We start from the raw sequence: 23,699 nt of genomic DNA, 5'->3' as shown, positions 1-23,699 counted from the left end.
GGGGCGCTGCCCGTCCGGTCTCGCGCAGCGCGGCCGGGTGCCCACGGCGGCGGCCCCGCGGCTGTGGCCCCCACGGCGTCGGGGCCCTGGCGGCGCCCGCGTTACGCTGAATGGCCACACGCCGTAAGAGAGCACCCGATCCGAGGACACCCCCATGCCAGTCGAGTCGGTCTTCCCGCGCCTGGAGGCCCTCCTCCCGCACGTCCAGAAGCCGATCCAGTACGTCGGCGGTGAGCTGAACTCCACCGTCAAGGACTGGGACGCCTGCGACGTCCGCTGGGCGCTGATGTACCCGGACGCGTACGAGGTGGGGCTGCCCAACCAGGGCGTCATGATCCTCTACGAGGTGCTCAACGAACGGGAGGGCGTACTGGCCGAGCGCACCTACAGCGTCTGGCCGGACCTGGAGGAGCTGATGCGGGAGCGCGGTGTCCCGCAGTTCACGGTCGACGCGCACCGTCCGGTCGGCGCCTTCGACGTGCTCGGTGTCTCCTTCTCCACCGAACTCGGCTACACCAACCTCCTGACCGCGCTGGATCTTTCGGGCATCCCGCTGGAGGCGAAGGACCGCACCGACGACCACCCGATCGTCATGGCGGGCGGTCACGCGGCTTTCAACCCGGAGCCCGTCGCCGACTTCCTCGACTGCGCGGTCGTCGGCGACGGCGAACAGGCCGTGCTGGAGGCCAGCGAGATCATCCGCGCCTGGAAGAGCGAGGGCCGTCCGGGCGGCCGGGACGAGGTGCTGCTGCGGCTGGCGAAGACCGGTGAGGTCTACGTCCCCGCGTTCTACGACGTGGAGTACCTGCCGGACGGACGCATCTCCCGCGTCGTACCGAACCGCACCGGCGTTCCGTGGCGCGTCTCCAAGCGCACCGTGACGGACCTGGACGAGTGGCCGTACCCGAAGCAGCCGCTGGTGCCGCTGGCCGAGACGGTGCACGAGCGCATGTCGGTGGAGATCTTCCGCGGCTGCACACGCGGCTGCCGCTTCTGCCAGGCGGGCATGATCACCCGGCCGGTGCGGGAGCGTTCCATCACCGGAATCGGCGAGATGGTCGAGAAGGGGCTGAAGAACACCGGCTTCGAGGAGGTCGGGCTGCTGTCCCTCTCCTCCGCCGACCACAGCGAGATCGGCGACGTGGCCAAGGGCCTCGCCGACCGCTACGAGGACGACAAGATCGGCCTCTCCCTTCCCTCGACCCGCGTCGACGCCTTCAACATCGACCTCGCCAACGAACTGACGCGCAACGGCCGCCGCTCCGGTCTCACCTTCGCGCCCGAGGGCGGCAGCGAGCGTATCCGCAAGGTCATCAACAAGATGGTCTCGGAGGAGGACCTGATCCGCACCGTCGCCACCGCCTACGGCAACGGCTGGCGGCAGGTGAAGCTGTACTTCATGTGCGGGCTGCCGACCGAGACCGACGAGGACGTGCTGCAGATCGGCGACATGGCGGTCAACGTCATCGCCAAGGGCCGCGAGGTCGCCGGGTCCAACGACATCCGCTGCACCGTCTCCATCGGCGGCTTCGTGCCCAAGCCCCACACGCCGTTCCAGTGGGCGCCGCAGCTGTCCGCGGAGGACACCGACGCGCGGCTGACGAAGCTTCGGGAGAAGATCCGCGGCGACAAGAAGTACGGCCGCTCCATCGGCTTCCGCTACCACGACGGCAAGCCCGGCATCGTGGAGGGCCTGCTCTCCCGCGGCGACCGCCGCGTCGGGTCGGTGATCCGCGAGGTGTACGAGCGCGGCGGCCGGTTCGACGGCTGGCGTGAGTACTTCAGCTACCAGCTGTGGATGGACGCCGCCGCGCACACCCTTCCCGCGTACGGCGTGGACGTCGACTGGTACACGACGCGTGAGCGCACCTACGAGGAAGTCCTGCCCTGGGACCACCTCGACTCCGGTCTGGACAAGGACTGGCTCTGGGAGGACTGGCAGGACGCCCTCGACGAGACGGAGGTCGAGGACTGCCGCTGGGACCCCTGCTTCGACTGCGGTGTGTGCCCGCAACTCGACCTCGACATCCAGATCGGTCCGACGGGGAAGAAGCTGCTGCCGCTGTCGGTGGTGAAGTAGAGCCGCCCACGGGGCAGTTGCCGTCCGCGAGCGTGAACCGGAGGGCGTGTGAGGGCGTCCTGGCAGATGTGAGCACTCCCAGAGACGTGGACCCGGCGGTCTCCCTCGTCAAGGCCGCCCCTGCGGACGGCACGGAGGGGCGGCCCGGCCGGCCGCCATCCGCGGCGGCTGCCGAAGCCGCCCCCGACGGCTGGCTCGTGATCGCCGTCCGGATGCCCGTGCGGATCGTGACGCTGCTGCTGATCGTGCCGGTGCGGATGGTCTGGGACGCGCTGACCGTCTGCGGGCGGCTGCTGAAGCGCACCGTCTGGATCCCCTTCACGCGGGCGATGACCTGGATGTGGGAGAGGGTTCTCGCCCCGGTGCTCTTCGCGGTCCTCGTGTGGCCGTGGCTCGCGCTGTGGGAACGGCTCCTCGCCCCCGTGGGACGGGCTCTCGCCGCCGGAGCCCGCTGGCTCGGCGCAGCGCTGGCCCTGCTGGGACGCACGCTGATCCTCACCCCGCTGAAGTGGATCCGGGAAGAGCTGCTGACGCCGCTGGGGCACGGGATTCTGGCCGTGCTGCGCGGCGTCGGGGACGGCCTGGCGTGGCTCGGGCGCCATCTGCTGGTCGTGCCGGGCAGAGCGCTGGGCACCGCGCTCGCATGGCTGGCGGGCATCCTCGTCGTCGTGCCGGCGGTCGCGGTGTACCGGTGGGTGCTGACGCCGCTGGGGCGTGGTGTGGTGGCGTGTGCGCGTGGGTTCGGTGCGGGTGTGGCGTGGTTGTGGCGGTACGCGGTCGTCGTGCCGGCGGTTGCGGTGTACCGGTGGGTGCTGACGCCCGCAGGCCGCGCAATCGCCTTCGTCGCACGGGAGACCTCGGACGCGCTGCGGCACGCGTGGCGGGTCGCCGGGTACATCTCGCGGGCGGTCTTCCGCTTCCTCAAAGCGGTGCTGCGCGTGCTCGTCGCCGACCCCGCCGTGTGGCTGTGGCAGCACCTGGCCCGCCCCTTCGGGCGCGGAGTGCGTGACGGGATCTGGCGGCCGGCTGTGCGGGCCGCGCGGCAAAGCGCGCGCAGCGCGCGTGCCGCCTTCGCCGCCGCGGGGGAGTCCGTGCGGCAGACCCGCGCGGAGATCCGGCGAGCCCTGTTCGGCGGACAGCCCCCGGCACGGCAGCCCGCGGCACAGTCGCCCGCACCGCGGCAGCCGGCACCGGCGCCCGCACCGCAGCGCAAGCCGCCCGCCGTGAGTGAGCGCGTACCCTGGGGTGCAGGATCGCCGCACAACAGCGCGACGAGTCCGAACACATTCGGGCCGAAGCGTGACGATGCGGACTTCCGCACCCTTTGAGCGACACCTTGTGAGCAGCACCGAATCCGTTTGTTGACGCGAAGGGCGGCCGGTTCCCGAGCGTGGCCGCCCGGCGTCAGGCACCGAGGAGAGAACCACTGGGCAAGCGACAGCCCGTAGGCCCGCCGCCCGCACCCGCCGTTCAGCGCGTGCGACTGCGATACACCAAGCGCGGCCGCCTCCGGTTCACCAGCCATCGAGACTTCCAGCGCGCCTTCGAACGAGCGCTGCGCCGTTCGGGAGTACCCATGGCGTACTCCGCCGGTTTCACACCGCATCCGAAGGTCTCCTACGCGAATGCCGCACCCACCGGCACGGGCAGCGAGGCCGAGTATCTGGAGATCGCCCTCACCGAGGAGCGTGACCCGGAAGAGCTGCGCGCCCGGCTGGACGAGTCCATGCCGGACGGCCTGGACATCATCGACGCGGTCGAGGCGCGCACCCCTGATTTCGCCGACCGGCTGGACGCCTCGGAGTGGGAGTTGCGGCTCACCGGGGTCGCTCCGCAGGAGGCGGGACGAGCCGTCGAGGTGTTCCTCGCCGAGGAGACGGTCGAGGTGGGGCGGCAGACGAAGAAGGGTCTGCGCACCTTCGACGCACGAGCGGCCGTCACATCGCTGACCTCGGTGGAAGTGGCCTCCGCCGTGGGGGGCGATGGTCCCGGGGGTGAACCCTGTGCGATACTGCGCCTGGTGGTACGGCACTTGACACCTGCTGTGCGACCCGACGACGTCCTGTCCGGCCTCCGAGCTACGGCCGACCTGGCGCCGCCGGTCCCGGCAGCGGTGACCAGGCTGGCGCAGGGGCCGCTCGATGAGGAGACCGGCACGGTGACCGACCCGTTGGCGCCCGACCGCGACGCACCCCTCGTCGCGACGGCGCCGGGCGGCAGCGCGTAGGCCAAGGGCCTGGAGGATCACGTTGAAAGCGCCACCGCCGACGCAGGCGCCAGGGAGCCACCCGGGTCCGCGTCAGTGCAGGCAGGCGCACCGACCAGAAGGCTTTCGCCGTAGCCGGGCCGTACGAAAGACCGGAACCGGCGAGTGAGACAACAGCTCCCGTGTGGCGCCCGCGCCCCGGAGCACGGCACCGCGCAGAGCGCGGACCGTGACCGGAACGATGAGGCGCGGCGCCCGGGAGCGTGACGGGAGAACCGCCCGCATGCTCGAACCGAACAATGAAAGCGCAGCCGCGGAGAACGCCGAGAAGCATCGGCGGCCGCCGGAGCAGTTGCAGCAGCCGCCGGAGGCGCAGCAGCCCGAGGCAGGGGACACGGGAGCGGCTCCGCCGCGCGAGTCCGGGTTCACCTCACCCAGCGACACTCTTCCGCCGCGCCGCCGCCGTGCGGCGAGCAGGCCCGCGGGGCCGCCGGAGCCCGTGGCGGCGCCCGAGCCCGCCGAGGTGACCGCCCCGGCGCCCGCGCGTACGGAAGATGCAGGCGCCGGGAGCGCCGACGCAAGCGCTTCCGTGCCGGATGTGCCGACCGGTACCCCGGCAGCCCCCGCACGTCCGCGCCGCCGTGCCACCCGCAGGGCGAGCGCCCCGGCGGGCACTCCGAGTGTGAGCGAGGCCGCCGCGGCCGAGCAGGCCGTCTCCCCCGAGCAGGTCGTCTCCGCTCAGGACGAGCAGGGGTCGGGAGGCGACGCGGGAGCCGCCGCCGTTTCCGGCGGCGGCCGGTCCGAGGCGGTCGCGGAGCCCGAGCCGCCCGCGCGTCCGCGCCGCCGCGCCTCGCGGAGGGCGAGTGCCCCGGAGTCCACGCCCGCGGCGGAGGCCGCTCCGGCGCAGGCCCCCGCGACCCGGGTGACTGAGACCCCAGCGACTGGGACCCCGGTGACTGAGACCCCCGCAGCTGGAACCCCCGCGACCGATGCTCCGCCGGCCGGCACCTCCGTATCCGGGTCCGCTCCGAGCGGGGAGTCCGCCGGCAGCGGGGCGTCCTCCGCCGAGGCGGCGCTGGACGCGGCCCCGGCCGCGCCCGCGCGTACGCGCCGCCGCACGTCGCGCAAGGCGGCCGCGCCGGAAGCGGGCACGAGCACTGAAGAGACCGCCCCGTCCGCGTCACCGGACGCCGCGGGTACCGCCGCCGAAGAGGCCTCCGCACAGGAGGCCACGGCTGAGCGCGCCCCGCGTCGCCGTGCCACGCGCAAGGCGAGCGCGTCGGCGGACACGGACGCCTCGAAGGCGGCTCCCGAGGCCGCCGGTGCCGGGGAAGGCACCGCGGAGGAGGAGAGCGGACGCGGCCGTCCGCGCCGCCGCGCCTCCCGCAAGTCCGACACGGCTGCCGCTGCGGTCGCCCCCGGCGGGAGCGCGTCCGCTCCGGCGCAGGAGCGCGCGGACGAGGGGTCCGGTGCCGAGCAGGCCCCCGCGTCGCGGAAGCAGAGCGTCGCGCCGATGGCCGTCTTCCAGGCGCCGGTCTTCACCGAACCCGAGTTCCAGACCGCGCAGAGCGCCGCCGCCGCGGCCGCCGCCCAGCCTGATGACCTGGACGAACTGGACGAGGAGGAAGAGGCCCCGCAGGCCGAGGCGCCGCGTTCCCGCCGTCGCCGCCGTGCGGAACCCTCCGGCACCGACGCGGACGCCGAGGAGGCCGGCGAGGAGGACGAGGAGTCCGACTCGTCCGCCGAGTCCGCCGAGTCCGCGGACGGCGGGGACGAGCGCCCCGCGCGCCGTCGCCGCCGGGGCGGACGCCGCCGCCGTCGCGGTGAGAGCGCCGAGCAGTCCTCGGACGACGCCTCGCAGGAGGGTGAGGGCAGCGGCGACGGGCAGGACGGCTCGCGTTCCTCCGCCGGCGACGCCGAACCCGGCGAGAGCGGGGGCCGCAGGCGGAGCAGGAGCGCGGCCGCGGAGGCAGAGGCGGAGGCGGAGGACGACGGAGAGTCGGAGGAGGACGAGTACGGCGACGGTTCCGGCGGTTCCTCGGGTTCCTCCAGCAGCTCCCGCCGCCGTCGTCGCCGCCGTCGCCGCGGTGGTGACGCGGGTGACGGCGCCGGTGGCCGTGAGGCCGAGGACGGCGACCCGGAGCGTACGGTCGTCAAGATCCGTGAGCCGCGCCGCAAGAAGGACGAGCCCGTCGACGAGGTGCAGGCGATCAAGGGATCGACGCGTCTCGAGGCGAAGAAGCAGCGCCGCCGGGAGGGCCGTGAGCAGGGCCGCCGCCGGGTGCCGATCATCACGGAGTCCGAGTTCCTGGCCCGCCGCGAGGCGGTCAAGCGGGAGATGGTCGTCCGGCAGAGCGGTGAGCGTACGCAGATCGCCGTGCTCGAGGACGACGTGCTGGTCGAGCACTTCGTCAACAAGGAGCAGTCGACGTCGTACGTGGGCAACGTCTACCTGGGCAAGGTCCAGAACGTCCTGCCCTCCATGGAGGCCGCCTTCGTCGACATCGGCAAGGGCCGCAACGCCGTCCTCTACGCGGGTGAGGTCAACTTCGAGGCGCTGGGCATGGCCAACGGCCCCCGCCGCATCGAGACGGCCCTCAAGTCCGGCCAGTCGGTGCTGGTGCAGGTCACCAAGGACCCGATGGGTCACAAGGGCGCCCGGCTGACCAGCCAGGTCTCGCTGCCCGGCCGCTATCTGGTCTACGTCCCCGAGGGGTCGATGACCGGCATCAGCCGCAAGCTGCCCGACACCGAGCGGTCGCGGCTGAAGCAGATCCTGAAGAAGGTCGTCCCCGAGGACGCGGGCGTCATCGTCCGTACGGCCGCGGAGGGGGCCAGCGAGGACGAGCTGCGCCGCGACGTGGAGCGGCTGCAGGGGCAGTGGGAGGACATCCGCCGCAAGGCGCAGAAGGGCAGTGCCCCGACGCTGCTGTACGGCGAGCCGGACATGACGGTGCGCGTCGTGCGGGACATCTTCAACGAGGACTTCTCCAAGGTGACCGTCAGCGGTGACGAGGCGTGGGAGACCATCCACGGCTACGTCTCGCACGTCGCGCCCGATCTCGCCGAGCGGCTCCAGAAGTGGAGTTCGGAGGTCGACGTCTTCGCGACGTACCGCATCGACGAGCAGCTGATGAAGGCGCTGGACCGCAAGGTGTGGCTGCCGAGCGGCGGTTCGCTGGTGATCGACCGGACCGAGGCGATGATCGTCGTCGACGTCAACACCGGCAAGTTCACCGGCCAGGGCGGCAACCTGGAGGAGACGGTCACCAGGAACAACCTGGAGGCGGCCGAGGAGATCGTGCGCCAGCTTCGGCTGCGCGACCTCGGCGGCATCATCGTGATCGACTTCATCGACATGGTGCTGGAGTCCAACCGGGACCTGGTGCTGCGGCGCCTGCTGGAGTGCCTGGGGCGCGACCGTACGAAGCACCAGGTGGCCGAGGTGACGTCGCTGGGGCTGGTGCAGATGACGCGCAAGCGGGTCGGGCAGGGGCTGCTGGAGTCCTTCTCGGAGTCGTGCGTGCACTGCAACGGCCGCGGCGTGCTGGTGCACATGGAGCAGCCGGCGGGCAACGGCGGCAAGAAGGGCAGGAAGAAGGGCAAGGGCGGCACGCAGCAGGCTGCCCAGCCGCACCCCGTCCCTCTGTCGGAGCCGGCGGACGGCGGTGGTGAGAAGTCCTCGCGCGACAACGCGGCCGCCCAGAAGGGCGCGGAGTCCGACAAGGACCGGGACAAGGACCGGGACAGGGACAAGGACCGCGCGAAGGACAAGGCCAAGGACAAGGACGCGGCGGCACGTTCGCACAAGCCGGCGCCGGAGTTCTCCCCGGACGAGGAGCTGTACGGTTCCGTGGCCGAGGTGGAGGCGTCCGCGTCCGGCCGGGGCGGACGTTCGCGGCGGCGCGGCAGCCGCAGGGCGAGCGCCCCGCAGGGCGCGCCGCAGACGGCCGTGGAACAGGAGTCCGCGGAGCCGGACGCCGCCGAGGTGGAGCCCCCCGAGCGGGAGTCCGCCCGGGGGTCCTCTTCCGGCCGGAAGAGGACATCGAGGCGAAGCGAACAGGCCGCCGCACCAGCAGGTGACGGGGACGAGAGCACCCCGAAGGGGGCCTCCGACCCGGGAAACGGCCGAGGCCGCTCGCGGAACGGCTCCGAAGCTGGTGGCGCGGGCGGCACCGGTGATGTGAGCGACGCGGGCGGCACGAACGGCGCCGGTCATCTCGAGACGCACACTCAGACCCCGGCGGCGCGTGGGCGGCGCCGGGCGGCCCGTAAGGCGTCGGCTCCGGCCGGCTCCCCGCCCGCCTCCGACGAGGGCGCAGTGACCGTCGTCGCACCGGAGGCCCGGGAGCAGGCACCGCAGCAGGCACCCGAGCAGGCGCAGGTGGCGGTGCCGGAGACCTCTGCCGAGGCCGCTCCGGTACGCAGGCGGCGGCGCGTGGCCCGTAAGGCGTCGGCTCCGGCCGGGTCGCCGCCGGTCTCGGACGAGGCGGGCGCGATCGTGCTCCCGGCGTCGGAACGCTCCGCCGGGGCGCAGCCCGAGCCGCAGCCCCAGCCGGAGGCCGGGACCGGGTCCGAAACCGGGTCCGGGTCCGCCGAGGCTGCCGCACCGGCGCGTCCCCGCCGCCGGGCCACCCGCAGCGTCTCGGCCCCGGCCGGTCCGCCGTCCGGCACGGCCGGCACCGCCGGCGACGGCGAAGCGGGCGGCGCGGGTGAGGGCGCAGCGGAGAAGGGTGCCGCGAAGAAGGCCGGTGCGAGGAAGACGGCGGCGAAGAAGTCACCGGCGGCCAAGAAGACCGCGGCGAAGAAGGCCACCGCGAAGAAGGCGGCCACGGCCAAGAAGTCCACGTCGGCGAAGAAGACAGCCGCGGCGGAGCAGGACGAACGCTCCTCCTCGGTGTCGGCCCCCGCGAGCGAGGACTGACGGGCCACGCGCCCCGGAGGCACACAGGTGGAGGAGTTCCCGCCCGCGCGGGGACTCCTCCGCTGCTTCCGCGACGGGCCGCCGCTGCGCCGGCACCGGTTTGACCAGGCTGTGCGCGGCGCCGTAATCTTGGCTGCTGGCGTGTCATCGGGATGCGCCGCACTCCTGAGCAACTACCTCCCGTGGCACTGCCGGGGAGAGGCCGCTCAATCCATTCGGATCAGTTCGTGAGCCGGGTGACGGCGTCTTCGGGCGCCTCGTCCTCAGTTCGCGCCGGGCGGCTGGCGTCGGGGGTTTCGTAGCGAGCGAGAGAGAGTTCCGCGTGTACGCAATCGTGCGCACCGGCGGCCGTCAGCAGCGGGTCGCTGTGGGCGACGTCATCGAGGTCGACCGCATCAACGAGAGCAAGGCCGGCGACACCGTCGAGCTCTCGACCTTGCTCGTTGTGGACGGTGACACGGTCACGAGTGACCCGTGGGTGCTGGACGGCGTCAAGGTCGCGGCCGAGGTGGTGGACCACCACAAGGGCGACAAGATCCGGATCCAGAAGTACAAGAACAAGACCGGTTACAAGAAGCGGATCGGTCACCGTCAGCTGCACACCGCGCTGAAGATCACCGACATCCCCGCCCCGGCCAAGAAGTAAGGACTGAGCAGAAATGGCACACAAGAAGGGCGCATCGTCCACCAGGAACGGCCGCGACTCCAACGCGCAGTACCTCGGTGTGAAGCGTTTCGGCGGTCAGCTCGTCAACGCCGGTGAGATCCTCGTCCGCCAGCGCGGCACCCACTTCCACCCGGGCGCGGGCGTCGGCCGCGGCGGCGACGACACGCTGTTCGCGCTGGACGCCGGTGCGGTGCAGTTCGGCTCCCGCCGTGGGCGCCGCGTCGTGAACATCGTTCCGGCTGCCGAATAAGTCCTGCGTTGCCCGCCGGGTGACCGGCGGGCCGGGCAGCGCATCGCGCATCGTCATCGAGGGCGGACCGCCGCTTACGTGCGAACGCACCGTTCGTACGTACGGCAGCGGGTCCGCCCTCGGTGCGTTGCCGTCCCCGCACGCGGTCGTCCCGCACGCGGTCGTCCGGTGTCCGGTCGTCCCGCACTCGGGCGTCCTGGCCGGCGGCGCACCGAGTACAGCAAGCACTGATCGTCACTCCCCGGCTCGCCCGGGGCCCAGGAGGCACTTCACATGACCACCTTCGTGGACCGCGTCGAACTGCACGTCGCCGCGGGTAACGGGGGCCACGGCTGTGCCTCCGTGCACCGGGAGAAGTTCAAGCCTCTCGGCGGGCCCGACGGCGGCAACGGCGGGCGTGGCGGCGACGTCGTCCTCGTCGTCGACCCGGACGTGACGACCCTGCTCGACTACCACCACAGCCCGCACCGCAAGGCGACCAACGGCAGGCCCGGCGAGGGCGGCCACCGTTCCGGCGCGGACGGCAATGATCTCGTCCTGCCCGTGCCGGACGGCACGGTCGTCCTCGACGGGCGGGGTGAGGTGCTGGCCGACCTTGTCGGCAAGGGCACCGTGTTCGTCGCCGCCCAGGCCGGCCGCGGCGGTCTCGGCAACGCCGCGCTCGCTTCCCCGCGGCGCAAGGCCCCCGGGTTCGCGCTGCTCGGCGAGCCCGGCGAGGTGCGTGACATCGTGCTGGAGCTGAAGACCGTCGCCGACGTCGCGCTGGTGGGTTACCCCTCGGCGGGCAAGTCGTCCCTCATCTCGGTGCTCTCCGCGGCCAAGCCGAAGATCGCCGACTATCCCTTCACCACTCTCGTGCCCAACCTCGGTGTCGTCACGGCTGGTTCGACGGTCTTCACCATCGCGGACGTGCCCGGGCTGATCCCCGGAGCGAGCGAGGGCAGGGGACTGGGGCTGGACTTCCTGCGGCACGTCGAGCGCTGCTCGGTCCTCGTGCACGTACTGGACTGCGCCACTCTCGAATCCGACCGTGACCCCGTCAGCGACCTCGACATCATCGAGGCGGAACTGGCGCAGTACGGCGGCCTGGAGGACCGGCCGCGCATGGTCGTCCTCAACAAGGTCGACATCCCCGACGGCCAGGACCTCGCCGACATCATCCGTCCCGACCTGGAGAGCCGGGGGTTCGAGGTCTTCGAGGTCTCCGCCGTCTCCCGCAAGGGCCTGCGGGAGCTCTCCTTCGCCCTCGCCAAGATCGTCGACGAGGCGCGTGCGGCGCGTCCCGAGACGGAGTCGACCCGCGTCGTCATCCGCCCCAAGGCCGTGGACGAGGTGGGCTTCACGGTCACCAAGGAGGCCGACGGCCTCTTCCGTGTACGCGGGGAGAAGCCCGAACGCTGGGTGCGCCAGACCGACTTCAACAACGACGAGGCCGTGGGTTACCTCGCCGACCGCCTGGGCCGCCTCGGTGTCGAGGAGCAGCTGCTGAAGGCGGGCGCGCGGGAGGGCGACGGCGTCGCCATCGGCCCGGAGGACGACGCGGTCGTCTTCGACTGGGAGCCGACCATGGTCACCGGAGCCGAGATGCTGGGCCGCCGGGGCGAGGACCACCGCATGGAGACCCCGCGCCCCGCCGCGCAGCGGCGCCGGGACCGCGAGGCGCAGCGGGACGAAGCGCTCGGCGCGTACGAGGACTTCGACCCCTTCGAGTGAGACGCCGCAGGCCTGCCCGTTGTCCTGCTCCGGGGCGTGAGGGGTCGGCGGGCGAAGACTGGAGCCGGCCGTGGGTCAGTGCGCGGCAGCCGTGGCGGTGACACCGGGCAGGTCGTCGAAGGCCGCTTTACCGTCCGTGGTGATGAGCGTGCGAGCGGTGGCGGCTGCGGTGGCAGCGATGATCAAGTCGTGCGCCCCGCGTGGTTTTCCCTCCCGCCGCACATGGGCCAGGAGCCGGGCGTGCACCCGGGCGACGTCCGCCGTGTAGTCCTCGAGCGGCACGAGCGCGTGAATGCCGTCGACGAACTCCTGGCGCCGGATACGCCGTTCGCCCTCGCTGAGTTCGACGCCGAACTGCAGTTCGGCCAGGGTTACCGCCGAGATCGTGATGTCGTCGTCGTCGGTCAGCAGGCGAGAAAGTCCCTTGCCGTCCCGCTCGGCGCGAATGAGGACGCCGGTGTCCAGGATCAGGCGTCGGGCCATGTCGCACTCATCTCGTCCGTTGTTGCGTCGCGAGCAGAAGCGACGTCGGTGGCGAAGTTCTCATCGACAGGGTTCGCGGCAAGGAAGTTCTTGAGAGCGGCACCGTTCCCGGTCGTGGCGGGTGCAAGCGTGGCGAGACGCCGCCCTCCTCGTGTGATGACGATCGTCTCCCCGTGCTCGGCACGGTCGAGGGCGGAGGCGAAATTCCTCGAGACCTCGGTTGCTGTCATCGTTCTCATGGAATCAGAGTATCTGATTCTCTCTGGTCGTGCTCGATCTGCCGCGGTGCGGACGGCGCCGGCCGGGACGGACGTGGCTGTGGCGCCCACGGCAGAAGGGCGGCCGAGCTGTCCTGCCGCACCCGCGCAGCCGTTCCCACCGGCCGGGGGTGGTCCACGGCGAGAGCCGCCGGACGTTCCGGTGGCACTCGCCGTCGGCCGGGCGGCGTGGGCCCGGGGCAGCGGCTGGACGCTGTGTAAGGCACTGATCCCCCTCGCCGCGGACGACCGCGCACACTCCGCGTCGGCACGGCTCACGCGCGAGAGGGCTCTCGAGGAGTACGAGGAGGATGCCCAGCGGCCCGGTGCGCGCCTACCGCGTACCGGGGGAGGAGGGCTTCCGTCCCCGCGTGGAGACGAACTCGTAGAACCAGGCGCGGAATTCAGGGTCGAGGAGAAGGTCGCGGTAGCGGCTGAGTTCGTCCTCGGTGAGCCCGCCGTCCAGGAGCAGCGGTTCGGCCTGCATGACGTAGTTGCGGGAGAGCAGGCAGCCGGGGGTGCCGCCCGCCGTGGTCTGGGAGACCGCGAGGCTGTGGACGTTCTCCAGCCCGGCGTCGCTCATGCGGCCGCCGGCCTCGTGTGCCCAGTCGTAGGAGATACCGCTGCGTCCGACGATCGTGTGGGCCAGTTCCTGTACGCGGTGGAACAGCCGGGTGTCGGCCTCGCCGGGTGAGGCCAGCACTCGCTGCGGAGGGCCGCAGAAGTCGCCGACCACGAGCCAGCCGCCGGGTGCGAGCGCGCCGACGAGGGCGTCGAGGATCTCCACGCGGCGTGAGAGGTGCATCAGCAGTAAGCGGGCGTGGATGACGTCGAACGGGCCGCCCGGCGGCACCCCGTCGTTGAGGTCGTGGCGGAGCACTTCGACACCCGGCCGGGCGGCGGCCAGTGGGCCGGTGTCGAGGTCGACGCTGACGACTCTCCCCTCGGGGCCCGTCCGTTCGGCCAGCCAGCGCGTGATGGAGCCGCCGCCTGCGCCCAGGTCGAGGCAGCGCATGCCGGGCCCGACACCGGTCTCCTCCAGAAATCCCGTCGTGTGACGGTCCAGGAGGGTCTCCAGGTGGTCCAGTTGGCTGCGTCCCAGGTCGCTGTCGCTGTCGAGTATGTACTCCCTGCTCATCCGTGCCGTTCCCCTCACGTCGCGTCGCCGGCCGTGGTGATCATGATGAGCGGTCAGCGTAACCACAGGGCACCCTCGCAGCCCGGGCCTTTGGGGAGTCGGTCAACGCCGGGGCCTTCTCAGGCCGTTGAGGAGGGCGCGCAGCACCGCGAGCCGGTGGGCCCGCAGACGGTCCGCCGACCTCGACCCGTCCGACGGGCCGAGGGCCTTCCGGGCCGCGTGTGCGGCGAGCACCGCGAGGATCACCCGGACCAGCGCCCGGCTGGCAGCCACGGATACCAGCAGCCATGCCGCATGGGTGGCCATCTGCGTCGTGAGCATCCCCGATCACCTCTTCGCCGGTCGGTCGCAGAGCCCCGGTGTAGCGCGCCGCCGGGCCGGTCCGCAGCCGCGCAGCCGCGCGGTAGCGGCGAAGTCCCCCCGATGTCCGCGCAGTTGCGCCCCTGTCGGCCCCGGCGGGCCCGGTGGAGTATGCGTGCATGGCATACGTGAACCAGCCGCGGCCCCCGAGAGGCAGGTCCGGGAAGCGCGAACTGCCCTTCCCCTACGACCGGGACCTCTCCCGTGTGCTGCGCAACCTCAACAGGCGCAGGCTCCTCTTCCGCGCCCGGCTCGCGAACGACCCGGTGACGGCCGCGTACTTGGCGGCGGGAATGCGGCTGCTGGGACAGCACCTCGGTCCCGGTGCTCCGCCCGGCCCTCCTGGCAGGCGTCCCCTCCTCGGCTTCCTCTCGCAGCGCGCCGTCACCGCCGAGGTCGCCAACAACCCGCATCCTTTCCCCCGCCGGGCCACGGTCTCGGCGATGCGGGACCGCTGGAAGTCGCAGTCGGAGTTCGTCTCCGATCTCATCAACTTCGCGGTGTGGCGTGAGAACTACCGTCCTGGCCATCAGGAGCAGCGTGCCGCGAACACCGAGAAACTGGTGTCCGGGCCGGACTTCGTACGGGCCGTGCACGAGACGGCCTACCGGCACACCGCCGACGGCGTCGAGATGCCCTCGGTCCGGCTCGGTCTCGCCCTCATGGTCGCCTCCGAGGGCGACGCGGAGGTACGGCAGGCCATCTCAGCCATGTACAGGGACTACCTCGGTTCGTGGAAGAAGCTGTACGCCGACGTTCTTCGTGAGCGCGGGCTGCGGCTGCGACCGGGGCTGAGCCTCGACGACCTGGCCGACGCGCTCTCGGCGGCCACCGACGGGATGACGCTGCGGGCCATCGGCGACCCGGCAGCCGGCGTCGTCGACCACGCCAACCACCGCTCCCTCATGGGCACCGTCGCGCTCGCTGTGATTCACGCGTTCCTGGAACCGGACGAGGACGCGAGCGGCCTCACGCTGGAGCAGGCCGTCGCGGCGAGGTTCGGCGACGGGGCGTACTGAGGTCGAGAGGTCGAGGGACCGCGGGGCCGCGGGGCCGCACGGGACGGTGGCACTGACCACCCGTCAGGGATTTCCCCGTGTCACGCCATGGCCTTGCGCGATGCCATAGAGTGAGCGGGTCGGGCGTGCGCAGAGCACTTGTTCGGGGAGAGCTGTGGAGCCGGAGATCGCCGCACTGGCAACTACCGCCGGAACGACCGTCGTCACCCTGATGGCCACGGACGCCTGGGAGCGCACCCGGGAGGGGGTCGCCTCGCTCTGGCGGCGGCTGAACCCCGGCAGAGCCGAGGCGGTGGAGGCCGAACTGGACGCCACCCGCGAGGACTTGCTCGCCGCACAGCAGAGCGGCGACGAGGACACGGTGCGGGAACTCCAGTCGGAGTGGCAGGGCAGGATGCGGCGCTTCCTGGCCGCCCGGCCCGACGTCGCCGAAGACCTGCGGCACCTCCTCGGCGAACTCGACCCCGGCCGGGACGCTGCCCAGGCGGTGACCCAGCACGCCACCGCCTCCGGCCACGCCCGGATCTACCAGGCCGGGCGCGACCAGCGGATCGAAGAGCGGGGCGACCGGCGATGAGCGGCTCCATGGACGGCCGCGCCGACACCCGCGGCCGTGTCTACCAGGCATCCGGCGACCAGCAGATCATCGAGCACCACCACCATGGGGACGCGGGCCCGGGGGAGTGGACGAGCATCGAGTCGGTACGGCAGCCGACGAGCGGCCGCACTCCGGGGACGTTCCGCGACCGTACCGACCTGATGGACCGCCTGCGAGCGGCCCTGGAGGAGGACGCGGGCAACCGCGTGTACGTGCTGCACGGCATGGGCGGCTGCGGCAAGACCGCCGTCGCCCACGCGCTCTTCCGGCACGCCACCGAACGGGCCCACCGGATCGGCTTATGGGTCAACGCCTCCGACCGCGCGTCCCTGCGCAGCGGCATGCTCGCCGTCGCCGCCGACAGAGGAGCAGGGGAGGGCGAACTGCTCGCGGCACGCAACGGCCTGCGGGCGGCGGCGGATCTTGTGTGGGACCGGCTCGACCGTTCCGGACAGCCCTGGCTGCTCGTCCTCGACAACGCCGACGACCCCGCCGTCCTCCAGGACGGCTGGCTGCGCGGCAGTCCCATGGGAACCGTCCTGGTCACCACACGCCAGTCCGCCGCCCACTGGTGGCCGCAGGCCGAACTGCACCACATCGGCGTACTGCCGCGCGACGAAGCCGCACAGGTGCTGTGCGACCTCGCACCGCAGACCGGGACGATCGAAGAAGCCAGGGGGATCGCCGACCGGCTGGGGCGGCTTCCGCTGGCGCTCACCCTGGCGGGCGGCTTCCTCTCCCACCAGGTCATCGAGCCCTGGACGATGACCAAGTACGGCGACCACCTCGACGGACCCGGACAGGTCGAGCTGATCGACCGGGGAGCCGCCGCCCAGCCGCACGAAGACTCCCGGCAACTGATCAGCAGCACATGGCAGTTGTCCCTCGACGCGCTCACCGCGCAGGGCATGCCGGAGTCGACCTCCCTGCTGCGGCTGCTGGCCTGCTACGGGGCCGACCCACTGCCCGTGTCGCTCCTCGGCGGCCTCGAACCGGACGGTGAGCCGCCGCGCGCACGTGCCGAAGCGGCGCTGCGGGGTCTGCTGGACCAATCGCTGACCGCGCTGGTCGACGCCGGCGTGCGCTGCGTACAGACCCACGGCGTGCTGCTGGCCAGCGTGGCGTCGAACACCCCGCCCGAACAGGCCGCGACGCTCACCGGCACGGCATGCCGGCTGCTCGACGCCGTAGTCCCCGCCGTGCCCGAACGCGGCCCCCACAACCTGCTGTTCCGTCTGCTGACGCCGCACGCGCTGGCCCTGCTGGAGCGTTCCCCGACCCCGGCCGTCGCCGCCGACGCCCTCGACGTGGCGGTGCGGCTGGCCATCGCGCTGCACCGCACCGGCGACTACCTCTCGGCCTGGGAGCTGGCCTCCGCGTCGGCCACCGCCGCAGAGCCGACGCTCGGTGCGGAGCACCGCCTGGTACTGACCGCCCACTCGCGGGCGGGACGGGCGCTCTTCCGGCTCGGCCGCTTCGAGGAGTCGGAGCGGCTGCTCCGCCGTGTCCTGGCGGACCGCGAGCGGCTGTTCGGTGACGAGGACCCGGACACGCTGGAGAGCTACTACGGGCTCAACCTGCCGCTCCAGCAGACGGGGCGAGCTGGGGAAGGGCTTGAACTGCTACGACGTGCCCTGACCGGGCGGCACAATGTCCTTGGAGCTGGCCACCCCCTTACCTTGCGTGCCAGAGCCGCCCTCCTCGCGTACTTGCCCGTGCCAGAACTCGCCGCCGTGGTCGACGAAGCGGCGATCCCTCTCCCACAAGAGTTCGCCAGGGAGTTGGGGGCTGATCACGATGAAGCCATCGGGGTCCGACTCAATTGGGCTTACGCCTTGTACGTCTTGGGCCGTCTGGATGCCGCCGACGGCGAGGCTTGTGCGGTCGTGGACGAATACAAGCAACGTTTCGGCTTGCATTTCCCCGTCACGTTCGCAGCCCAGTCACTGCATGCGCAGGTTCGAGCCGCGTTGGGCGACCTGGAAGCGGCTGTCCGGATGATGGCCGAGGTAGCGGAAAGACGTGAGCACAGCCTCGGTAAGGACCATCCGCACACAGTCAAGTCTCATGAGTTCCTCATCGAGTTCAGGGAGCAGGCCAGCCGTCGGCAAGAGTCGGAGTGACGGGGTTCATTGCTGCCCTGAACTCGCACCAAATCGTCTTGCCGTCCGCCACCGGTGCGACATCCCACTTTTCGGCTAGCTGGGCGACCAGTGCGAGACCGCGACCGGACTCGTCCCATTCCGACGCGGTGCGGCGAGCAGGCATGACGGGGGAGCGGTCGTGGACCTCGACACGGACGCCGACGTCTGTCCGGGACAGGGCGACCGTGCACCAACGGCCGGGTACATGCCTGTGGACGTTCGTCACCAACTCCGTGAGGGCGAGTTCGACATGGTCGGTCAGGTGGGGCACCGCCCACAGGCGGAGATACGCACGGGCGATGCGGCGCAAGTGGCGTGGCGAGTGATCGCCGACGATCAGCGCCATACGGTAGCGCCTGGGCGGGAACTCGGTGGATTCTTCGATGACGTTCACAGGACAAGGCTGTAATGAGTTGACTACTCTCGGCCATGGCTGGAAGTTAAATCCCCCGAGCGTCAACTTGGTTGGCAGGGAGTCGTTATGGCCAACGTCCGTGAGCTGGACCCGGGAGCTTCACCACTGCACTATCTCGGCGCCGAGTTGAGACGACTGAGGGAGGCTGCCGGCCTGACGTTGGAGGATCTCGGAGGGATCGTCTTCTGCACAGGGTCGCTTATCAGTCAGTTCGAGACGGCTCGAAGGGTTCCCAAGCCTGAGTTTCTTGAGCGAGCCGATATCGCGCTCGGCGCCGACGGGGCACTGCTGCGGTTGTGGGAACTGGTCAAGCGGAGTGGGCTCCCGTCCTGGGTTCACGAGTATGTGCGACTGGAGGCCCAGGCGAGCAGGATTCACACCTATCAAGCTCAGGTCGTGCACGGATTGCTGCAGGTCGAGGAGTACGCGCGAGCGGTGCTGCGTTCGGCGGGGCCGCCGGAAACGCTTGAGGAACGAGTCGCTGCGCGAATGGCCCGGCAACGCGTCCTGGAGCGCACGGACCCGCCATCGATGTGGGTCGTTCTCGATGAGGCCGTGCTGCACCGTCCCATCGGTGGTCAGGGCCACATGCGAACTCAACTGGTTCATCTGTTGAGTTACCGCGATGATCCCGGCGTCAATATTCAGGTACTTCCCTTCGCAGCAGGGGCGCACTACGGGCTCACCGGCTCCTTCACTCTTCTGGCGTTCGCCGATTCACCGGACATCACCTACTCGGAGACGTATGAGTCGAACCGGCTGAGTCTCGATCCGAAAGCTGTGAGGGCAGGTTCGCTCCGATACGATCACCTCCAGGCCGCCGCGCTGTCACTGGATGCCTCGGCGGAACTGATCGCCCGCGTTATGGAGGATCTGCAGCATGTGCCCGAGCCTTGTCAACGCACCGTGGCGTAAGTCGAGTTACAGCGGAAACTCCGGCGGCGAGTGCGTCGAGGTCGCCACGCTTGCCGGTGCCGTCGCCGTGCGTGACTCCAAGAACCCCGACGGCCCCCGCCTCACCTTCCCCGCCGCTGCCTTCACCCGCCTCGTACGTTCCCTCGCCGCCGAACGGTAGCCCGCGTTTCTCCTTGTGCCGCCGGGGCATCCGCTGATCTGCGGGGCCGCGCGACCGGACGCGGCCGAGGGGAGGCATCAGCATGAACGCACCGACGGTGGCCCGAAGAGGGCGGCGCAACGCCCGTCAGGCAGCGAACAGTTCGACGCTCGAATTCGTCGCGCGTGCAGGGATGGTCGCGCAGGGGGTGCTCTACATCCTCGTCGGCCTGCTCGCCCTGCGTATCGCCTTCGGTGAGGGAAGCGGCGGCAAGCAGGCCGATCAGAGCGGTGCGCTGCGGGAGTTGGGGGAGCAGCCCTTCGGGCAGGTGCTCATATGGGCTGTCGGTCTGGGGCTGGCGGGGCTGGCCCTGTGGCGTCTGTCCGAGGCGCTGTTCGGGGCGTCCGAGCGTGGTGGGCACAAGCCGCGCAAGCGGCTGATGTCGGCGGGACGGTTCCTGCTGTACAGCGTGCTCGCGTTCTCGGTGCTCTCCTACGCCGTGGGTGCGAAGGGCGGCGGTTCGAGCGACGCCAAGTCCCAGGACATCACCGCCCGCGTGCTGTCCGTACCGGCGGGGCAGTGGCTCGTCGGCCTGGGCGGACTGGTCATCGCCGGCTGGGGTGTCTGGGGCGCGGTCCAGGGGCTGCGCCGCAAGTACCACGATCATCTGAAGCTGTCGGCGATACCGCGTCGCGCCCGCAAGGCGGTGGACGTGCTGGGAGTGGGCGGCGAACTGTGCCGTGGAGCGCTCCTGGCCGCCCTGGGCATCTTCGCCGTGCAGGCGGCGCTCTCCTCCGACTCGGACGAGGCGAAGGGCATGGACGGCGCGCTGCGTTCCTTCGCGGACACTCCGGCCGGGCCGTGGCTGCTGGTTGCCGTCGCTGTCGGGGTCACTCTCTTCGGCCTGTTCTCCTTGGCCCTGGCGCGCTGGCGCCGCGTCTGAGGCGAGCACGCCGATCTGTTGCTGTCCGAGGAGGGCAGGCGTACCGCGGCCGAGCCGGCGCGCAGACTGAAGCGGGGCGTCGGCCGCGCGCGTACTGGCCGCAGGCGGCCGACGCGGCATCGCCGACCGCAGGGCGGCACCGCTGCCGTGATCACACCTGCACTGCCGCCTGCAATCATCCCTCCGGGAACATGCAGAACTCGTTGTTCTCGGGATCGGCCAGGACGATGTTGTCCTCGTGCCGCGCGTGGACGGTTGCACCAAGATCAGCCAGCCGTCGGATCTCTGCCTCCATGTCGGCGGCGATCAGATCCAGGTGCACGCGGTTCTTCATAATCTTGGCTTCCGGCACCAGTTGGAACCACAGACGGGGCCCTCCGTCCGCCGACTCCACGAGCACGGTCGGATCGTCGTCAACGCTGGTGATCCCCTTGGCCCGCAACCGTGCGAGCTCCGCGGCGTCGTAGGGTGCCACGGTGTACCCCTCCACGGCTGCGGCCCAGAAGCGAGCCAGGGCAGCGGGGTGAGCGCAGTCGAAGACGATGTCATGAAGTCGCGCCATCCGGCCATCATGTGCGTGCGCGTCGATGGCTGTCACGACGGTCTCAGCTACCGGCCGAAGTTCAGAGGGACAGCCCCTGGTGCCGCGCCCATGCCGCGCTCACGGGTCGCGGCCGGCTGTTTCGGGGCGGGTGGCGGGCCCGCCTCCGCCTTGCGACTGGGCGAAGAATGGCGTGGTGGGCATCGACATCCCGTCATCCGGCCCATGAACTCGCAAGGACCGCACTGACGCAGCTCAGTGTTCCTGCGAGTACGTCACGATCCACGAGATGCAGAGCGCCACTCCGAGAACCCCCACGCAGAGAATGCCGAGGGACTTCCAGGTCCCCTCTCCCTCCATCGCGGAGCGCACACCGCCGGCGAGCCCACCGACGGACATACAGATACCGAGGATGAACGCCCGCGAACTCCGGGGCCTCAGCCAGTGCCGCAGGTTCGGACGGCGGCGACCGGGCGGGGGCGGTCCAGCGGAGTGCTTCACCGGTACTTCACCTTCCCCGGTGCCGCAGGGGCTTCCACATGGGTGTCACCTGGCTGCCTCTTCGAGGGGGTGTAGAAGTCGGTGATCGCCCCGGAGGGGCAGACCCCGGCGGCCATCTGTGCTGCCGCGAGATGGACGCTGGGGGGCTCGGCGTCCAGCAGGAGCACGCGGCCGTCGTCGGGGTCCTGGTCGAAGACTGCCGGGACGGTCGGGCCCGACAGCCCCGTGGGGCAGCGGCTGAACAGGGCAGGGACGTTCCTGGAGCGGGTCACCCTGGACATGATGGAGTCGGCCGACCGCTGGCGCTCCCTCCTCGCGTGATGTGCCCGGCCCCCTCCACCCGGCCCCCTCCACCCGGCGCCCTGCGACCTGCGCCCTGCGACCTGCGCCCGGGCGAAGGCATGACGTGGTGTCACTGGTCGCGGGAGGGGGCCGGAAGAATACTGGAGGCTGAATCACGCCTTCGATCCCGGAGCCCCGCACATGGAAACCCGTCCCTCGCGCATACTCCGCACGGCCGGCACCGCTGTCTGCCTCCCGGCCCGCGCGGCGTTCCAGAGGCCGGGTGCGCACCGGTGAGACCGGTCCTGCCACGGGCGCGGCCGGACGTCCGGGCTCACCGGGGCGTCGACGCGAAGGAACGCCTGCGCAAGCTGAACCTCGTGATGCTGCTCCCGCCGCTCGCCGTGGCAGGGGTGCTGGTGGTGGCGAAGGATGCCCGGACCTGGTGGGAGGCCGTGGTCCTGAGTCTGGGTGTGGCGGCGGCCCTTGTGGCCTTCGTGCGGTGGGCGGCGGGTGACCTCTCCCGTGTCGTGCTCCCCTGCCTGGCCATCACCGCGGCGGTGTGGCCCTTCGGTGTGCTGGTTGCCGCCGGCAGTTCGGCGGCGTACTTCGGTCTCGCCATCGTGGGCTCCCACGCCATCCCCCAGATGAGGCGCCACCGCGGCGTGGCAGCCGTCGGGCTGGGCGTCTACGTCGCAGCAGTGGGCATGACGAGGTTTCTGCTGCCGTACGAGGACTTCTCCGACGTACTGATCCAGTACGTCCTCATCCCCACGGGCATCACCGCCGTACTGACCGGACTCATGTTCCCCAACAAGCGGTTCTACGCCGTCGTCACGGAACTGGAGGAGTCACGGGAACGCGAGGCGGAGCTGGCCGTCGTCCGGGAGCGTGTGCGTTTCGCCAGCGATCTGCACGACATCCAGGGCCATACGCTCCATGTGGTGAAGCTGAAGATCGCGCTGGCCCAGAAGCTGGTGCACAGCGACATCGAACGTGTGGAGCAGGAGCTGCGCGAGGTGCACGACCTCGTCGGCGACACCATCGACCGGACCAAGGAACTCGCCTACGCCCAGCGGCGGCTCAACCTCACCGCCGAGCTGGAGAACGCGAAGAACCTCTTCGAGGCGGCGGGCATCCAGGTGAGCGTCGACCGTGAGGCCGAGGTCGAGTCGCACCCGGACGAACTGCTCGGCCAGGTCCTCCGGGAGACGACGACCAACATCCTGCGGCACGCGCAGGCCACCCGGGTGCGGATCACCCTCTCGGAGTCGGGCATCACCGTCGTCAACGACGGCGCAAGGGAGGGCCCGCTTCCCGAGCTGGGAGGGCTCTCCACCCTGGAGCGGCGAGTGGCGGGCAACGGGGGAGAGCTGACCGTGGAGCAGGAGGACGGACGGTTCCTGACGGCCGCGGCGTTCCCGCACCCCCGTTCCGGTGCTGCCCGGTGAAAACGCGGAAGGACGACAGATGACCACTGTGGTGCTCGCCGACGACGAGGCCCTTCTCCGCAAGGCCCTGGCGTCGCTGCTCCCGCTCGAAGGCGGGATCACCGTGCTCGCCGAGGCAGGAGACGGCGAGACGGCCGTACAGGTCACGCTGCGGCACCAGCCCGACGTGCTCGTCATCGATCTGGAGATGCCCGGCGTGGACGGACTCGGCGCCGTCTCCGCCATCCGCCGTGCGCTGCCGGACCAGACGGTCCTCATGCTGACCCGGCACGCCAGGCCCGGCGTACTCCGCAAAGCCCTGAAACTCGGGGTCCAGGGGTTCGTCAGCAAGTCGGCGGAGCCCGCGCACATCACGTCGGTCATCAAGACCCTGCACGAGGGCAAACGATGGATCGACCCGGACGTCTCCACGCTCGCGCTCGTCGACGACTGCCCCCTCACCGAACGGGAGGCCGACGTCCTGCGGGCGACCGGCGGAGGGTACTCGGTCGCGGACATCGCCACCCAGCTCCACCTCGCGGAGGGCACCGTGCGCAACTACCTCTCCAACGCGATGCAGAAGACCCAGACCCGGACCCGGCACGAAGCGGCACGGTACGCACGCGAGCACGACTGGCTGTAGGCCGCGCCGACCGCGCCGGCCGGCCGGCGCGGGGTGGAGGGCGGGGCACCC

23 protein-coding genes are annotated in these 23,699 nt (G+C 71.1%); 15 read left to right on the top strand and 8 right to left on the bottom strand.

What is annotated here, in order from left to right:
• Positions 1 to 154 precede the first annotated feature (154 nt).
• The 7 genes from H343_RS0114885 (at position 155) to obgE (ending at position 11,840) form a co-directional block, all read left to right on the top strand.
• Positions 155 to 2,080, top strand: a complete 1,926-nt coding sequence (locus H343_RS0114885) for a TIGR03960 family B12-binding radical SAM protein (protein ID WP_028431803.1) — start codon at positions 155 to 157, stop codon at positions 2,078 to 2,080.
• A gap of 68 nt (positions 2,081 to 2,148) precedes the next feature.
• Positions 2,149 to 3,408 (top strand): hypothetical protein, encoded by a 1,260-nt coding sequence (locus H343_RS30740; RefSeq protein ID WP_158679566.1) that lies wholly within the window; start codon positions 2,149 to 2,151, stop codon positions 3,406 to 3,408.
• A 98-nt stretch (positions 3,409 to 3,506) separates the two neighbouring features.
• Positions 3,507 to 4,307: a TIGR03936 family radical SAM-associated protein gene (locus tag H343_RS30735; RefSeq protein WP_051265341.1), complete on the top strand. Its 801-nt coding sequence runs from the start codon at positions 3,507 to 3,509 to the stop codon at positions 4,305 to 4,307.
• A gap of 262 nt (positions 4,308 to 4,569) precedes the next feature.
• Entirely contained in the window at positions 4,570 to 9,210 is a 4,641-nt protein-coding gene (locus H343_RS0114870; RefSeq protein ID WP_028431802.1) for an Rne/Rng family ribonuclease, read from the top strand.
• A gap of 322 nt (positions 9,211 to 9,532) precedes the next feature.
• On the top strand, positions 9,533 to 9,856 hold the full coding sequence (gene rplU, locus H343_RS0114865; RefSeq protein WP_028431801.1) for a 50S ribosomal protein L21: 324 nt from the start codon (positions 9,533 to 9,535) through the stop codon (positions 9,854 to 9,856).
• Positions 9,857 to 9,869: 13 nt separating this feature from the next.
• Positions 9,870 to 10,127 (top strand): 50S ribosomal protein L27, encoded by a 258-nt coding sequence (gene rpmA / locus H343_RS0114860; protein ID WP_028431800.1) that lies wholly within the window; start codon positions 9,870 to 9,872, stop codon positions 10,125 to 10,127.
• Positions 10,128 to 10,400: 273 nt separating this feature from the next.
• The gene (obgE, locus tag H343_RS0114855) at positions 10,401 to 11,840 is read left to right on the top strand and encodes a GTPase ObgE (RefSeq protein ID WP_028431799.1); all 1,440 of its coding nucleotides are present in this window, start codon (positions 10,401 to 10,403) and stop codon (positions 11,838 to 11,840) included.
• 75 nt (positions 11,841 to 11,915) lie between these two features.
• On the opposite strand, the gene H343_RS0114850 is transcribed toward obgE, so the two are convergent.
• From H343_RS0114850 to H343_RS0114835, 4 genes are all read right to left on the bottom strand, one after another.
• Positions 11,916 to 12,323, bottom strand: a complete 408-nt coding sequence (locus tag H343_RS0114850) for a PIN domain-containing protein (RefSeq protein WP_028431798.1) — start codon at positions 12,321 to 12,323, stop codon at positions 11,916 to 11,918.
• On the bottom strand, positions 12,308 to 12,562 hold the full coding sequence (locus H343_RS0114845; RefSeq protein WP_028431797.1) for a type II toxin-antitoxin system prevent-host-death family antitoxin: 255 nt from the start codon (positions 12,560 to 12,562) through the stop codon (positions 12,308 to 12,310). Before H343_RS0114845 ends, H343_RS0114850 begins: the two co-directional genes overlap by 16 nt.
• A gap of 352 nt (positions 12,563 to 12,914) precedes the next feature.
• Positions 12,915 to 13,718, bottom strand: coding sequence for a class I SAM-dependent methyltransferase (locus tag H343_RS30730; RefSeq protein ID WP_051265267.1), 804 nt, complete (start codon positions 13,716 to 13,718; stop codon positions 12,915 to 12,917).
• Between the two features lie 102 nt (positions 13,719 to 13,820).
• Positions 13,821 to 14,039, bottom strand: a complete 219-nt coding sequence (locus tag H343_RS0114835; protein ID WP_028431796.1) for a hypothetical protein — start codon at positions 14,037 to 14,039, stop codon at positions 13,821 to 13,823.
• A 158-nt stretch (positions 14,040 to 14,197) separates the two neighbouring features.
• Here H343_RS0114835 and H343_RS30725 point away from each other — a divergent pair, with 158 nt between their 5' ends.
• The 3 genes from H343_RS30725 to H343_RS0114820 all read left to right on the top strand — a co-directional run bounded on the left by H343_RS30725 (position 14,198) and on the right by H343_RS0114820 (position 17,818).
• Positions 14,198 to 15,097 carry a hypothetical protein gene (locus H343_RS30725; RefSeq protein WP_051265265.1) on the top strand — a complete coding sequence of 300 codons (900 nt, stop codon included), beginning with the start codon at positions 14,198 to 14,200 and terminating at the stop codon, positions 15,095 to 15,097.
• 154 nt (positions 15,098 to 15,251) lie between these two features.
• The gene (locus tag H343_RS0114825; protein ID WP_028431795.1) at positions 15,252 to 15,674 is read left to right on the top strand and encodes a hypothetical protein; all 423 of its coding nucleotides are present in this window, start codon (positions 15,252 to 15,254) and stop codon (positions 15,672 to 15,674) included.
• Positions 15,671 to 17,818 (top strand): tetratricopeptide repeat protein, encoded by a 2,148-nt coding sequence (locus tag H343_RS0114820; RefSeq protein ID WP_028431794.1) that lies wholly within the window; start codon positions 15,671 to 15,673, stop codon positions 17,816 to 17,818. The genes H343_RS0114825 and H343_RS0114820 overlap by 4 nt, the downstream gene beginning before the upstream one ends.
• On the opposite strand, the gene H343_RS0114815 is transcribed toward H343_RS0114820, so the two are convergent.
• Positions 17,781 to 18,233, bottom strand: a complete 453-nt coding sequence (locus H343_RS0114815) for an ATP-binding protein (protein WP_028431793.1) — start codon at positions 18,231 to 18,233, stop codon at positions 17,781 to 17,783. The two genes, H343_RS0114820 and H343_RS0114815, sit on opposite strands and share 38 nt — an antisense overlap.
• Positions 18,234 to 18,320: 87 nt before the next feature.
• On the opposite strand from H343_RS0114815, the gene H343_RS0114810 reads away from it, so the two are divergent.
• The 3 genes from H343_RS0114810 (at position 18,321) to H343_RS0114800 (ending at position 20,251) form a co-directional block, all read left to right on the top strand.
• The gene (locus H343_RS0114810; RefSeq protein WP_028431792.1) at positions 18,321 to 19,169 is read left to right on the top strand and encodes a Scr1 family TA system antitoxin-like transcriptional regulator; all 849 of its coding nucleotides are present in this window, start codon (positions 18,321 to 18,323) and stop codon (positions 19,167 to 19,169) included.
• Positions 19,135 to 19,329 (top strand): DUF397 domain-containing protein, encoded by a 195-nt coding sequence (locus tag H343_RS0114805; RefSeq protein ID WP_037903832.1) that lies wholly within the window; start codon positions 19,135 to 19,137, stop codon positions 19,327 to 19,329. Before H343_RS0114810 ends, H343_RS0114805 begins: the two co-directional genes overlap by 35 nt.
• 82 nt (positions 19,330 to 19,411) lie before the next feature.
• The gene (locus H343_RS0114800; RefSeq protein WP_028431790.1) at positions 19,412 to 20,251 is read left to right on the top strand and encodes a DUF1206 domain-containing protein; all 840 of its coding nucleotides are present in this window, start codon (positions 19,412 to 19,414) and stop codon (positions 20,249 to 20,251) included.
• A gap of 175 nt (positions 20,252 to 20,426) precedes the next feature.
• Here the strand turns inward: H343_RS0114800 and H343_RS0114795 are convergent, their stop codons facing one another.
• The 3 genes from H343_RS0114795 to H343_RS35925 all read right to left on the bottom strand — a co-directional run bounded on the left by H343_RS0114795 (position 20,427) and on the right by H343_RS35925 (position 21,565).
• The gene (locus H343_RS0114795; protein WP_028431789.1) at positions 20,427 to 20,813 is read right to left on the bottom strand and encodes a VOC family protein; all 387 of its coding nucleotides are present in this window, start codon (positions 20,811 to 20,813) and stop codon (positions 20,427 to 20,429) included.
• A gap of 234 nt (positions 20,814 to 21,047) precedes the next feature.
• Entirely contained in the window at positions 21,048 to 21,191 is a 144-nt protein-coding gene (locus H343_RS35930; protein WP_486586908.1) for a hypothetical protein, read from the bottom strand.
• 98 nt (positions 21,192 to 21,289) lie between these two features.
• Positions 21,290 to 21,565, bottom strand: coding sequence for a ferredoxin (locus tag H343_RS35925; RefSeq protein WP_486586907.1), 276 nt, complete (start codon positions 21,563 to 21,565; stop codon positions 21,290 to 21,292).
• A gap of 303 nt (positions 21,566 to 21,868) precedes the next feature.
• Between H343_RS35925 and H343_RS0114780 the strand changes: the two genes are divergently transcribed.
• A complete protein-coding gene (locus H343_RS0114780; RefSeq protein WP_028431787.1) occupies positions 21,869 to 23,026 on the top strand; it encodes a histidine kinase in 1,158 nt (385 codons plus the stop codon).
• 19 nt (positions 23,027 to 23,045) lie between these two features.
• Complete coding sequence (locus H343_RS0114775; protein ID WP_028431786.1) at positions 23,046 to 23,648, top strand: response regulator transcription factor; 603 nt, start codon at positions 23,046 to 23,048, stop codon at positions 23,646 to 23,648.
• Positions 23,649 to 23,699: the final 51 nt, after the last annotated feature.

The sequence above is a fragment of the Streptomyces sp. TAA204 genome (assembly GCF_000424965.1).
The sequence above is the reverse complement of the archived record's forward strand: the minus strand, read 5'-3'. Positions and strand labels throughout refer to the sequence as shown.

Bases quoted from the DNA above. Each gene is read 5' to 3' on its own strand.
- H343_RS0114870 (WP_028431802.1), top strand. From the start codon at position 4,570: ATGCTCGAACCGAACAATGAAAGCGCAGCCGCGGAGAACGCCGAGAAG.
- H343_RS0114805 (WP_037903832.1), top strand. From the start codon at position 19,135: ATGTGCCCGAGCCTTGTCAACGCACCGTGGCGTAAGTCGAGTTACAGC.
- H343_RS30725 (WP_051265265.1), top strand. From the start codon at position 14,198: ATGGCATACGTGAACCAGCCGCGGCCCCCGAGAGGCAGGTCCGGGAAG.
- rpmA (WP_028431800.1), top strand. From the start codon at position 9,870: ATGGCACACAAGAAGGGCGCATCGTCCACCAGGAACGGCCGCGACTCC.
- H343_RS0114885 (WP_028431803.1), top strand. From the start codon at position 155: ATGCCAGTCGAGTCGGTCTTCCCGCGCCTGGAGGCCCTCCTCCCGCAC.
- H343_RS0114835 (WP_028431796.1), bottom strand. From the start codon at position 14,039: ATGCTCACGACGCAGATGGCCACCCATGCGGCATGGCTGCTGGTATCC.
- H343_RS0114775 (WP_028431786.1), top strand. From the start codon at position 23,046: ATGACCACTGTGGTGCTCGCCGACGACGAGGCCCTTCTCCGCAAGGCC.
- H343_RS0114845 (WP_028431797.1), bottom strand. From the start codon at position 12,562: ATGAGAACGATGACAGCAACCGAGGTCTCGAGGAATTTCGCCTCCGCC.
- H343_RS0114795 (WP_028431789.1), bottom strand. From the start codon at position 20,813: ATGGCGCGACTTCATGACATCGTCTTCGACTGCGCTCACCCCGCTGCC.
- H343_RS35930 (WP_486586908.1), bottom strand. From the start codon at position 21,191: ATGTCCGTCGGTGGGCTCGCCGGCGGTGTGCGCTCCGCGATGGAGGGA.
- H343_RS0114820 (WP_028431794.1), top strand. From the start codon at position 15,671: ATGAGCGGCTCCATGGACGGCCGCGCCGACACCCGCGGCCGTGTCTAC.
- H343_RS0114800 (WP_028431790.1), top strand. From the start codon at position 19,412: ATGAACGCACCGACGGTGGCCCGAAGAGGGCGGCGCAACGCCCGTCAG.
- obgE (WP_028431799.1), top strand. From the start codon at position 10,401: ATGACCACCTTCGTGGACCGCGTCGAACTGCACGTCGCCGCGGGTAAC.
- H343_RS0114850 (WP_028431798.1), bottom strand. From the start codon at position 12,323: ATGGCCCGACGCCTGATCCTGGACACCGGCGTCCTCATTCGCGCCGAG.
- H343_RS0114810 (WP_028431792.1), top strand. From the start codon at position 18,321: ATGGCCAACGTCCGTGAGCTGGACCCGGGAGCTTCACCACTGCACTAT.
- H343_RS30730 (WP_051265267.1), bottom strand. From the start codon at position 13,718: ATGAGCAGGGAGTACATACTCGACAGCGACAGCGACCTGGGACGCAGC.